The organism is Streptomyces sp. NPDC060064 (assembly GCF_042736455.1).
Taxonomy (GTDB): Bacteria; Actinomycetota; Actinomycetes; order Streptomycetales; family Streptomycetaceae; genus Streptomyces.
The window spans coordinates 487,448-498,577 of sequence record NZ_JBHWWF010000001.1 but is presented as its reverse complement, the minus strand read 5'-3'; the positions used below and the strand labels follow the sequence as shown (position 1 = coordinate 498,577).

The following is an 11,130-nucleotide window of genomic DNA, read 5'->3' as shown; positions in this document are numbered from 1 at the left end:
GGCACGCATCGCGTGCCCGGGGCCCTTCCTGCGTATCAGGCGGAGGCCGTCCGCACGGCCGGGCGGCGGCTCGCGATGACCTTCCGCGCCAGCGCGCGCGGGCTGGTCAGGAAGCCGTACCCCCACGACATGTGCATCGTGGCCAGCGCGACGGGGATCTGCAGTCGCGCCTTCAGCGGCAGGCCCCTGCCCGCGGGGACGGATCCGGCCGCGATCGCGGCCAGATAGCCGGCCGGCACCACAAAGCCCCATGGAGTGAGGGCCACGCCGACCACGAGGCCCGCGGCGATCGCGCAGACGGCGGTCGGCGGGGCGAGGTAGCGGAGGTTGATGGAGCCGGAGTGGTAGCGGGCGACGACATGGCGCCAGCGGCCGTAGTCCTTGTACTGCTTGGCGAGGGCCTTCACGGAGGGCCGCGGCCGGTACTGGACCTTGAGCTCCGGCGAGAACCAGATGAGGCCGCCCGCCTCGCGGATACGGAAGTTCAGCTCCCAGTCCTGGGCGCGGATGAACTCCTCGTTGTAGCCGCCCTGTTGCTCCAGCGCCTCGCGCCGGAAGACACCCAGATACACGGTTTCGGCCGGGGCTGCCGCGCCGCCGGTGTGAAAGGCCGCGTTGCCGACACCTATCTTCGAGGTCATGGCGGCGGCGACCGCGTGCTCCCAGTCGTTCTCGCCCTCGGCGTGCATGATGCCGCCGACGTTCTGCGCGCCGGTCTCCTCCAGGAGCCGGACGGCGGTGGCGATGTAGTCGGCCGACAGCATGCCGTGCCCGTCGACCCGTACCACGATCGGGTGGCGCGATGCCTTGATGGCGGCATTCAGCGCGGCCGGGGTGCGGCCGGTGGGGTTCGGGACGGTGTGGACGCGGGGGTCCTCCCGTACGAGCTCGGCGGCGATCTCGTCGGTGCGGTCCGTGGACGGCCCGAGCGCGATCACCACCTCCATCTCGCCGTCGTACTCCTGCTCGAGGATGTGACGGACGGAGTTACGCAGATGCCGCTCCTCGTTGAGGACCGGCATGATCACGGAGACAGCGGGTGTGGCGTTCATCGGTCGCCACGTTACCGCGAACGGGGGACACGGACGCGCGGCGGCCGGGTCGCTGCCCGTTGTCGCAGATCGTATGGGCCTACGGTGCTCGCGATCCCTGTCACCTGCGGAGGTTTCCCACGTGCCCACGCCGCCCCGCTCCAGCCGTCCGCGGCCGGCCGCTCAGCCCAGGACCAGACGTCCGGCCGGGAGCAGACAGCCGGTCGCGAGCGGGCGGGCGGCCGGGAGCAGACAGCCGGTCGCGAGCAGACGGCCGGCCGCGCGGCCCCGCTGGGGAATGCGGGTGGCGACGTCGCTCTCGGTCCTGGTGCTGGCCGCGGGCGGCATCGGGCATGCGGTGGTGACGAGTCTGGACACCACCGGTATCAGCCGCGTCGACCCGTTCAGGGACATGAAGAACCGGCCCGATGCGGGCCACGGCATGAATCTGCTCGTCGTCGGCACCGACGGGCGCGACAAAATCACACGCGAGGAGAAGCGGAAGTACCGTCTGGGCGGCGCGCCCTGCCGCTGCACCGACACGATCATGCTCGTGCACATCTCGGCGGACCGGGAGCGCGCGAGTGTGGTGAGCCTGCCGCGGGACACCTACACGCAGATCCCCGAGCACACCGACGCCACCACCGGCAAGCACCACCAGCCGCACCCGCTGAAACTCAACGCGGCGTACTCGGAAGGCGGGCCGAACCTGACCGTGCGGACCGTCGAGAACATGACCAAGGTGAAGATCGACCACTATCTGGAGGTCGACTTCACCAGCTTCATGAAGACGGTGGACACGCTGGGCGGGGTGGAGATCTGCAACGCCCGGCCGCTGAAGGACTCGCACACCGGTCTGGATCTCGGCGTCGGCACGCACAGGCTCACCGGCGGTCAGGCGCTGCAGTACGTGCGTTCGCGCTATGTCGACGGGGCGGCGGACCTGGGCCGGATGCAGCGCCAGCAGCGCTTCCTCGCAGCTCTCATCCACCAGGCGACCAGCAGCGGCGTCCTGCTGAACCCGGTCAAGTTCCGGGATGTCGCCTCGACGATGCTGAACTCCGTACGGGCCGACCGGGGCTTCGGCTCGGACGAGATGCTCGCGCTCAGCAAGGCGATGCGCGGCTTCACACCCGCCTCCTCGGAGTTCACGTCCGTACCGCTCGCCGACACCAGGAATCCGGTCAAGGGCATCGGCTCCACGGTGAAGTGGGACGACGCGAAGTCGAAGAAGCTCTTCCAGACGCTGCGCGAGGACAAGCCGCTCGCCCCGCGCCGGCCGAAGACGCGGAAGGTGACGCTGGTCGATGTGCCGCCGCAGCAGATCCGGGTGCAGATCTTCAACGGCACGCACACCGACGGGCTCGGCAAGCAGGTCGACGCGGCCCTGCGCTCCACCGGCTTCAACACCACCCGCGCCCCGCTGAACGGCAGCAGCCGCGAGGTGCGCCGCACCTATGTGACATACGACCCACGCTGGGACCGCTCGGCGAAGTCGCTCGCGGCCGCGCTGCCGGGGTGCGAGCTGCGCGCGGCCAGGAGGCAGGGGCCGACGCTGAAGGTGACGGCGGGGCGGGACTACAAAGGGGTCACGCCGGTGCGGGCGGAGGAGGTGCCCCGGGGCGGGTTCGGCGCGGTCACCGGCGACCAGGTCGTCTGCCCGTGAGAGCCGGTCAGTCCTCGATGCCCTCGGCGGCGCGCTTCTCCCGCAGCTCCTTGATCGCGCGGCGCCGGGCGAGCCGGTGCGTACGGCGGATCTGGGCCTCCTGGTAGCGCCGCCGGTCGCGCTCGGTCTCGGGGACCACGGGCGGTACGCGGCGGGGCTTGCCGTCGCCGTCGACGGCCGCGAAGACGAGATAGGCGCTGCCGACCTGCTGCGCCGGGGTCGACTCGTTCCAGCGCTCGGCCAGGACCCGTACGCCGACCTCCATCGAAGACCGCCCTGTCCAGTTGACCTGGGCCTTCACATGGACCAGATCACCGACCCTGACCGGCTCCAGGAAGACCATCTCGTCCATGGAGGCGGTGACCGCAGGCCCGCCGGAGTGGCGGCCGGCGACCGCGCCCGCCGCGTCGTCCACCAGCTTCATGATCACGCCACCGTGCACCGTGCCGAGGAGATTGGTGTCACTGCCGGTCATGATGTGGCTCAGGGTGGTACGGGAAGCTGCGGTGGGCTTGCCCGGTATCTCTGGTTCCGGGCGCTGGGCCTGATCTGTCATGCGCCCCACCATATGCCGGGCCACATTGCATCAGCTTCGCAACAGCCCTGGTGCGATTCCTCACCCTCCTTGTGGGGGACGGGGGCTCTCCCTGCACACTGGTCCGCATGAATGACTGGCCCGATGGATGGTCCGACGACCGCGGCAACGGCAACGCAGCCGGCTACGGCCGCGGCAGCGCAGGCCCGCAGCCCGAAGGCGCGCGGGTGATGCGCCATGTCCAGCGCCCGGCCGCACCGCAGCGCGGCGGGGTCCCTCCGCAGTCGCGCGGGTACGACGAAGGCTATGACCAGCAGGCGTACGACAGCGGCTACAACACGGGTCAGGTCTACGGAGGCGGCGACCGGGGCGGCGACAACGGCGCTCCCCCACAGAGCTACCCGCCGCGCCCGGGCGCGGCCCCGGACTGGCGCCGCCGACTCAAGATCGGTTCGCTGACGCTGGTCGTGCTGCTGCTCGCGGTCTCCATAGGCACGTACTTCTGGGCCGACGCCAAGCTCAACCGCGAGGTCGACCTCTCCAAGGTCATCGAGCGGCCGGGCGGCGGCGAGGGCACGAACTATCTGATCGTGGGTTCCGACAGCCGTGAGGGCATGTCCGCCGACGAGAAGAAGAAGCTCCACACGGGCTCGGCCGAAGGCAAGCGGACCGACTCGATGATGATCCTGCACGACGGCTCGAACGGCCCGACGCTGATCTCACTGCCGCGCGACTCGGACGTGGAGATACCGTCCTTCAAGGGCTCGCAGTCGGGCAAGCTCTTCCCGGCGAAGGGCCGGCACACCAAGCTGAACGCCGCTTACGCGGAGGACGGCCCGGAGCTGCTGGTCCGCACGGTCGAGCACAACACGGGCCTGCGCATCGACCACTACGTCGAAATCGGCTTCGCGGGCTTCGCGAACATCGTGGACGCGATCGGCGGTGTCGAGATCGACATCCCGAAGGCCTTCAAGGACAAGAACTCGGGCGCGGACTTCCAGGCCGGCAAGCAGACGCTCGACGGCGAGCAGTCGCTGGCGTTCGTACGGACGCGGTACGCGTTCGCGGGCAGCGACCTGGACCGTACGAAGAACCAGCAGAAGTTCCTCGCGGCCCTGGCGAGCCAGACGGCGACGCCGGGCACGATCCTCAACCCGTTCAAGCTCTACCCGACGATGGGCGCGGGCCTGGACACGCTCATCGTCGACAAGGACATGTCCTTGTGGTCGCTGGGACAGATGTTCTTCGCGATGAAGGGCGTCACGGGCGGCGAGGGCAAGTCCATGAACATGCCGATCTCGGGCAGCACGGGCGGGAACCTGGTCTGGGACAAGGCCAAGGTGAAGCAGCTGGTGCAGCAGCTGAAGAACGACGAGAAGGTCACGGTCACCTCGGACCGCTGACGCTTGAACGGTACGGGAGAGGGCCCGGACGGATCGCCGTCCGGGCCCTCTCGTGCGCTCCGGACCCCGACCGCTCAGGAGAAGTGTTGGCAACAGGACGGCACAACGAAAGAGGCACCCCGAAGGGTGCCTCTTACCTGTCTACGCGTGCCGGCTACGGCAGGTTCCTTGCCATGACGATCCGCTGAACCTGATTTGTGCCCTCGTAAATTTGCGTGATTTTGGCGTCGCGCATCATCCGCTCCACCGGGTAGTCACGCGTGTAGCCGTAGCCGCCGAGCAGCTGGACGGCGTCCGTCGTGACCTCCATCGCGACGTCGGAGGCGAAGCACTTCGCCGCCGCGCCGAAGAAGGTCAGGTCGCCGTCGACGCGCTGCGACTTCGCGGCCGCCGAGTAGGTGAGCTGGCGGGCGGCCTCGAGCTTCATGGCCATGTCGGCGAGCATGAACTGGATGCCCTGGAAGTCGGCGATCGGCTTGCCGAACTGCTTGCGCTCCTGGACATAGCCCTTGGCGTAGTCGAGGGCGCCCTGGGCGATGCCGAGGGCCTGGGCCGCGATCGTGATGCGGGTGTGGTCCAGGGTCTTCATCGCGGTGGCGAAGCCCGTGCCCTCCTCGCCGATCATGCGGTCGGCGGGGATGCGGACGTTGTCGAGGTAGACCTCGCGGGTCGGGGAGCCCTTGATGCCGAGCTTCTTCTCCGGGGCGCCGAAGGAGACACCCTCGTCCGACTTCTCGACGACGAAGGCGCTGATGCCCTTGGAGCGCTTGGTCGGGTCGGTGACGGCCATCACCGTGTAGTACTCGGAGACGCCGGCGTTGGTGATCCAGCGCTTCACGCCGTTGAGGACCCAGAAGTCTCCGTCGCGTACGGCCTTCGTCTTCATACCGGCGGCGTCGGAGCCCGCGTCCGGCTCGGAGAGGCAGTACGAGAACATCCCGTCGCCCTGGGCGAGCGGGCTCAGGTACTTCTTCTTGAGGTCTTCGTCACCCGAGAGGATCACGGGGAGGGAGCCGAGCTTGTTCACGGCCGGGATGAGGGAGGAGGACGCGCAGACGCGGGCCACCTCCTCGATCACGATCACGGTCGCCAGCGCGTCGGCGCCCGCGCCGCCGTACTCCTCGGGGACGTGGACCGCGTGCAGATCGGCGGAGACCAGCGCGTCCAGAGCCTCCTGCGGGAAGCGGGCCTGCTCGTCGACCTCGGCGGCGAACGGCGCGATCTTCGCCTCGGCGAGCGAACGGATGGCGTCGCGGAGCATGTCGTGCTCTTCGGACGGGCGGTACAGGTCGAAATCAGCCGATCCGGCCAAGGTCTCTCACTCCCCAGTGACGCTAACTACCGTTAAGTAACCTTAATTTTAGAGGCCTCGGCACTCTTAGGCATACGTGAGCTTGGCGACAGCGGCAAACCTGCCCTGCGAGGCCCCCGGTTATGCTCGGGCAGCGCACCTGAGCCCGCACTTCACTGGAGCACCGCATGGCCCTCAAGATCACCGTGATCGGCACCGGATATCTCGGCGCCACGCACGCCGCGGCCATGGCGGAGTTGGGCTTCGAGGTGCTCGGCCTCGATGTCGTTCCCGAGAAGATCGAGATGCTTTCGGCCGGCAAGGTCCCCATGTACGAGCCGGGGCTCGAGGATCTGCTCGCCAAGCATGTCGCCGGGATCGAGGGATCGAGCGGCCGGCTGCGTTTCACGACCTCCTGGGAGGAGATCGGGGAGTTCGGCGACGTTCATTTTGTCTGTGTGAACACCCCGCAGAAGCACGGTGAGTACGCCTGCGACATGTCGTACGTGGACCGCGCCTTCGCCTCTCTCGCGCCGCAGCTGAAGCGGCCGGCGCTGGTCGTCGGCAAGTCGACCGTGCCGGTCGGCAGCGCGGCCCGGCTGGCGGAACTGCTCGTCGAGCTGGCTCCGGTGGGCGTGGACGCGGAGCTGGCGTGGAACCCGGAGTTCCTGCGCGAGGGCTTCGCCGTCCAGGACACGCTGCACCCCGACCGGATCGTGGTCGGCGTGGAGAGCGAGCGCGCGGAAAAGCTGCTGCGCGAGGTGTACGCGACGCCGGTCGGTGAAGGGTCGCCGTTCGTGGTGATGGACTTTCCGACCGCCGAGCTGGTGAAGACCTCCGCGAACTCCTTTCTCGCGACGAAGATTTCGTTCATCAACGCGATGGCGGAGGTGTGCGAGGCCGCGGACGGCGATGTCGTGAAGCTGGCCGAGGCGATCGGTTACGACGAGCGGATCGGGTCCAAGTTCCTGCGGGCCGGGATCGGCTTCGGCGGCGGATGTCTGCCGAAGGACATCCGGGCATTCATGGCGCGCGCCGGTGAGCTGGGCGCCGACCAGGCGCTGACCTTCCTGCGGGAGGTCGACTCGATCAATATGCGGCGGCGTGGCCACATGGTGGAACTGGCGCGGGACGCGGTGGGCGGTGACTCCTTCCTGGGGAAGCGGGTGGCCGTGCTGGGTGCGACGTTCAAACCGGACTCGGACGACGTACGGGATTCACCGGCGCTGAATGTGGCGGGCCAGATCCATCTGCAGGGCGGCCAGGTGACGGTGTACGACCCGAAGGGCATGGAGAACGCGCGCCGTCTCTTCCCGACGCTGGGCTACGCCGATTCGGCGCTGGACGCGGTGCGGGGCGCGGATGTGGTGCTGCACCTGACGGAGTGGCGCGAGTTCCGCGAGCTGGACGCGGCGGCGCTGGGCGAGGTCGCGACCAGCCGGATCATCCTGGACGGGCGGAACGCGCTGGACGGCGCGCGCTGGCGCGAGGCGGGCTGGACGTACCGGGCGATGGGCCGCCCGCGCGCCTGAGCGGGGGCGATGGGGGGTGGGCCGCTGCGCGCGGTCATGACCAGCCGCAGTTCTGATCAGCACGCTGCTGCGTACGGGCCGGCCCCTGGGCGCGGACAGCGCACTCAGCGCGCACGCATCGGGCGGCTCCGCGCGCGGTCGTGACCGCGGTCGGGCCGGCCCTCGGGGGTATCAGGCCGAGGCGTCCGGCACCGACCGGCGAGCCCGGTAGGTACGCATCTTGGCGCGGGCTCCGCAGACCGACATCGAGCACCAGCGGCGGCGGCCCGCCGGGCTGCGGTCGTAGTACGCCCACTGGCAGTCCTCCGCCTCGCACGCCTTGAGACGTGCCCAGGTCCCGTCGGCGGCCGCGGTCGCGAGTGCCTCGGCGATACGGGAGACGAGCGTGTCCGGGGTGGCCGGACGGAGCGCGGCCGTGCCGTCCTCGGCCACCGTGACCAGCAGCGGCGCCTCGGACAGAAAGCCGTCCAGTGCCGTCGGCGAGCGGTCCGGTGCGCGGTGGCCCGCGTGGGCGAGGCAGGCGGCGCGCAGGGCCTCGCGGAGTTCGCGGGCCGCGGGGACGTCCCGCTCGGCGAGACCGAAGACGGCACGGCCCTCCGTGGTGTCCAGAGCGTCGGCGCCGGTCTCAACGTCCAGCGTGTTCACCAGGGCCTCGACCAGCGCCAGGCCGCCTGGTGCGGGCGCCTTCTCATTCATGGTTGCGACGTTACCTCCGATGGGGGAGCATCAGGTAACCGTTACCGGTTGCTCGCATATAGCGGTAACACCGACCGAGGAGGAAATCATGGCCATCGCCACGCTGGGGGCCGTCGTTCTGGACTGTCCCGACCCCGTCGCACTCGGCCGTTTCTACGCCGCGGTGCTGGGCGGCCGGATCCAGGACGACGGCGAGGGCTGGGTCGACCTGGCGGAAGCCCCGGGCACCCCGCTGGCCTTCCAGGCCGCGCCCGGCTTCGTACCGCCGAAGTGGCCGGCTCCCGACGACTCGCAGCAGTTCCACCTGGATCTGACGGTGGAGGACCTGGACACGGCGGAGAAGCACGTACTGGCGCTGGGCGCGACGGTGCTGGACGCGGACGACAGGGCCCGCTCCTGGCGCGTGTATGCGGACCCGGCGGGGCATCCGTTCTGCCTCTGCGCCTGCTGACCGCGCCGCCACGGGGCGGCCCGCGCGGCCGGGGTTCAGGTGTCCAGCGTCGGCAGTGTTGCCGTCGACGGCGGGCGGCGTGGATTCGTGGCGCGGGCCAGGAACTCCGCGTCGCGTAGCACCCGGGACACGTTCGACCAGGTCAGAGCCTCGATATCCGGCTCCGGCCAGTCGCGGTCGAGGAGTTCGGCGATCACGCGGGGGAAGCAGGACACATCGCCCAGTCCCGGGGCGTGCGGGATTCCCGTGTCGTAGGCGCCGCTGAGGGCGACCGACTCGGGGCCCGCCACCTCGCGGACGTGGTCCAGGCGGTCCGCCGTCTCGTGGATCGTCGTGGCGGTGCATGCGACCATGCACACGCCGTGATTGTCGCGCAGCAGGCCCAGCACATCGTCCGGGACCCGTTCCGGGTGGTGCGAGATGACGACCGGAGCCCCGGCCACCGCGAGCGCACGGCGCATCGTGTCGGCCGAGCAGCCGGCGAGGTCGACGAGAACGCCGAGGCGGTTCATCTCGCGGACGACCTCCTGGCCGAAGCGGGTCAGTCCGTTGCCCTGCGTCCAGCGGGTGCCCGCGAGGGTGAGGCTGCGGACGCCGAGTGCGTGGTACGCCCGCAGCGTGCCGAGCGAGTCGCCCAGCGCCGGGCCCGACACCGGGCCGAGCAGGGTGGCGACGCGGCCGCAGTTGTGGGCGTCGGCCATGTCGTCGGCGCTCAGCGCGAGGCGCAGACCTTCGGGACAGGCGGCCACCAGGGAGCGGACCAGGTCGATCTGTTCCAGGGTGGCGCTCAGCGCGCGGTCCCCGGTCAGTTCCGGTGGCACGTGCAGGGACAGGAACTGCGCGCCGACGCATCCGTCCCGCAGGCGCGGTACGTCGGTCTCCAGCACGCGCTCGCCCAGTTCGATGTCGTACCCGTACCCGGACGCGTATTTCAGCGCGCGGGCCAGTCCGCTGTGGCCGTCGGCTATGGGGTGCGCGGCGAGGAGTTCGCGTGCGCGCTCAAGGCTTCCGGCGGGCTCTGCCACATCGGCCGGCTCGGCGGGCTCTGCCACATCGGCCGGCTCGGCGAGCTCTGCCACATCGGCCGGCTCGGCGAGCTCGGCCGACTCGGCCGACACTCTTCTGCTGGGCGGGGCCGGGCCGTCGAGATCGCCGACCGCGGCGGTGGCGGCATGGGGGTCGTCCTCGAGATCTGCCATGTCTGGGTGCTCCGAGCTTCGACGGCGGTTGCCGTACGGCCACCGTGGCACGGGAGCGGCGAGGGTTCACGGCAGGGTGGTGCGTTCGGGGGTACGGGGCCTCGTCCCCGTACCCCCGTCACCGCACTCAGCCGTCGAGCTGCTCGATCGTCGCGTTGGACGGTCCGCGGCCCCGCTGCAGGTCGCGGGCGACGTCTTCGGCCGCGCGCAGTGTGCGCACCGCGTTCTGCCAGGTGAGCTTCGCCAGGTCGGCGTCGGACCAGCCGCGGCGCAGCAGCTCCGCGATCAGGTTCGGGTAGCCCGCGACGTCCTCGAGCCCGGCCGGGGTGAAGGCCGTGCCGTCGAAGTCGCCGCCGACGCCGATGTGGTCGATGCCGGCGACCTCGCGCATGTGGTCGAGATGGTCGGCGACCGTCGCGGCCGTCGCCATCGGCCGTGGGTTCGCCGCCTCGAATGCCTCGTGGACCTTCATGGCCTCCGGCGTGGTGTCCAGGTGGTGGAGGCCGTGCGCGCGCATGTTCTCGTCCGCGGCCCGTGTCCAGTCGACGGCCGCCGGAAGGATGAACTTCGGTACGAACGTCGCCATGGCGATACCGCCGTTGTCGGGCAGCTGTGCCAGCACGTCGTCGGGAATGTTGCGCACGTGGTCGCATATCGCCCGGGACGACGAGTGCGAGAAGACGACCGGCGCGACCGAGGTGGCCAGCGCGTCGCGCATCGTCGACACAGCGACGTGCGAGAGGTCGACCAGCATGCCGATGCGGTTCATCTCCCGTACGACCTCATGGCCGAAGGCCGACAGACCGCCGACGCCCACCTCGTCGGTCGCCGAGTCCGCCCACGCGATGTTGTCGTTGTGGGTGAGCGTCATATAGCGCACGCCCAGCGCGAACAGGGCCCGCAGGGTGGCGAGGGAGTTGTTGATGGAGTGGCCGCCCTCGGCGCCCATCAGCGAGGCGATACGGCCTTCGCCGCGCGCCTGCTCCATGTCGTCCGCGTTCAGGGCTGCGGCCAGGTCCGCCGGATAGCGCTCAAGGAGCTGGCGCACCCCGTCGATCTGCTCGAGGGTCGCGCTGACCGCGTCGTCGCCGGCCATGTCGCTGCGTACGTACACGGACCAGAACTGCGCGCCGACCCCGCCGGAACGCAGCCGCGGGATGTCGGTGTGCAGCCGGCCGGTCTGGTCGCCGGCGATGTCGAGGCGGTCCAGGTCGTAGCGGACGTGCTGGCGCAGCGCCCAGGGCAGGTCGTTGTGGCCGTCGACGACGGGGTGGGCGGCGAGGAGTTCGCGCGCCGCGGTGAGGAAGTCCGTGGCTGAGTCCATTG

Annotated in this window: 10 protein-coding genes; 4 read left to right on the top strand and 6 right to left on the bottom strand. The window is 70.1% G+C overall.

Going from position 1 to position 11,130, the window contains the following annotated elements:
* Positions 1–35 precede the first annotated feature (35 nt).
* Positions 36–1,052, bottom strand: coding sequence for a glycosyltransferase family 2 protein (locus ACFWDI_RS02370; protein WP_385300818.1), 1,017 nt, complete (start codon positions 1,050–1,052; stop codon positions 36–38).
* A gap of 277 nt (positions 1,053–1,329) precedes the next feature.
* Here ACFWDI_RS02370 and ACFWDI_RS02365 point away from each other — a divergent pair, with 277 nt between their 5' ends.
* Positions 1,330–2,697, top strand: a complete 1,368-nt coding sequence (locus tag ACFWDI_RS02365; RefSeq protein ID WP_385300817.1) for an LCP family protein — start codon at positions 1,330–1,332, stop codon at positions 2,695–2,697.
* A gap of 7 nt (positions 2,698–2,704) precedes the next feature.
* Here the strand turns inward: ACFWDI_RS02365 and ACFWDI_RS02360 are convergent, their stop codons facing one another.
* Positions 2,705–3,253: an acyl-CoA thioesterase gene (locus ACFWDI_RS02360; protein WP_385300816.1), complete on the bottom strand. Its 549-nt coding sequence runs from the start codon at positions 3,251–3,253 to the stop codon at positions 2,705–2,707.
* A gap of 107 nt (positions 3,254–3,360) precedes the next feature.
* Between ACFWDI_RS02360 and ACFWDI_RS02355 the strand changes: the two genes are divergently transcribed.
* Positions 3,361–4,635 (top strand): LCP family protein, encoded by a 1,275-nt coding sequence (locus ACFWDI_RS02355; protein ID WP_385300815.1) that lies wholly within the window; start codon positions 3,361–3,363, stop codon positions 4,633–4,635.
* Positions 4,636–4,789: 154 nt separating this feature from the next.
* Here ACFWDI_RS02355 and ACFWDI_RS02350 read toward each other — a convergent pair whose 3' ends face one another.
* On the bottom strand, positions 4,790–5,947 hold the full coding sequence (locus tag ACFWDI_RS02350) for an acyl-CoA dehydrogenase (protein WP_385300814.1): 1,158 nt from the start codon (positions 5,945–5,947) through the stop codon (positions 4,790–4,792).
* A gap of 167 nt (positions 5,948–6,114) precedes the next feature.
* Here ACFWDI_RS02350 and ACFWDI_RS02345 point away from each other — a divergent pair, with 167 nt between their 5' ends.
* The gene (locus ACFWDI_RS02345; RefSeq protein WP_385300812.1) at positions 6,115–7,458 is read left to right on the top strand and encodes a UDP-glucose dehydrogenase family protein; all 1,344 of its coding nucleotides are present in this window, start codon (positions 6,115–6,117) and stop codon (positions 7,456–7,458) included.
* A gap of 171 nt (positions 7,459–7,629) precedes the next feature.
* On the opposite strand, the gene ACFWDI_RS02340 is transcribed toward ACFWDI_RS02345, so the two are convergent.
* Positions 7,630–8,154, bottom strand: a complete 525-nt coding sequence (locus ACFWDI_RS02340) for a CGNR zinc finger domain-containing protein (protein WP_385300811.1) — start codon at positions 8,152–8,154, stop codon at positions 7,630–7,632.
* Positions 8,155–8,242: 88 nt separating this feature from the next.
* Here ACFWDI_RS02340 and ACFWDI_RS02335 point away from each other — a divergent pair, with 88 nt between their 5' ends.
* Positions 8,243–8,605, top strand: a complete 363-nt coding sequence (locus ACFWDI_RS02335) for a VOC family protein (RefSeq protein WP_385300810.1) — start codon at positions 8,243–8,245, stop codon at positions 8,603–8,605.
* Between the two features lie 35 nt (positions 8,606–8,640).
* Here the strand turns inward: ACFWDI_RS02335 and ACFWDI_RS02330 are convergent, their stop codons facing one another.
* Positions 8,641–9,804, bottom strand: a complete 1,164-nt coding sequence (locus tag ACFWDI_RS02330; protein ID WP_385300809.1) for a dipeptidase — start codon at positions 9,802–9,804, stop codon at positions 8,641–8,643.
* A gap of 127 nt (positions 9,805–9,931) precedes the next feature.
* Positions 9,932–11,128 (bottom strand): dipeptidase, encoded by a 1,197-nt coding sequence (locus ACFWDI_RS02325; protein WP_385300808.1) that lies wholly within the window; start codon positions 11,126–11,128, stop codon positions 9,932–9,934.
* Between the last annotated feature and the right edge of the window lie 2 nt (positions 11,129–11,130).

Bases quoted from the DNA above. Each gene is read 5' to 3' on its own strand.
- ACFWDI_RS02335 (WP_385300810.1), top strand. From the start codon at position 8,243: ATGGCCATCGCCACGCTGGGGGCCGTCGTTCTGGACTGTCCCGACCCC.
- ACFWDI_RS02365 (WP_385300817.1), top strand. From the start codon at position 1,330: ATGCGGGTGGCGACGTCGCTCTCGGTCCTGGTGCTGGCCGCGGGCGGC.
- ACFWDI_RS02325 (WP_385300808.1), bottom strand. From the start codon at position 11,128: ATGGACTCAGCCACGGACTTCCTCACCGCGGCGCGCGAACTCCTCGCC.
- ACFWDI_RS02340 (WP_385300811.1), bottom strand. From the start codon at position 8,154: ATGAATGAGAAGGCGCCCGCACCAGGCGGCCTGGCGCTGGTCGAGGCC.
- ACFWDI_RS02330 (WP_385300809.1), bottom strand. From the start codon at position 9,804: ATGGCAGATCTCGAGGACGACCCCCATGCCGCCACCGCCGCGGTCGGC.
- ACFWDI_RS02345 (WP_385300812.1), top strand. From the start codon at position 6,115: ATGGCCCTCAAGATCACCGTGATCGGCACCGGATATCTCGGCGCCACG.
- ACFWDI_RS02355 (WP_385300815.1), top strand. From the start codon at position 3,361: ATGAATGACTGGCCCGATGGATGGTCCGACGACCGCGGCAACGGCAAC.
- ACFWDI_RS02370 (WP_385300818.1), bottom strand. From the start codon at position 1,052: ATGAACGCCACACCCGCTGTCTCCGTGATCATGCCGGTCCTCAACGAG.
- ACFWDI_RS02360 (WP_385300816.1), bottom strand. From the start codon at position 3,253: ATGACAGATCAGGCCCAGCGCCCGGAACCAGAGATACCGGGCAAGCCC.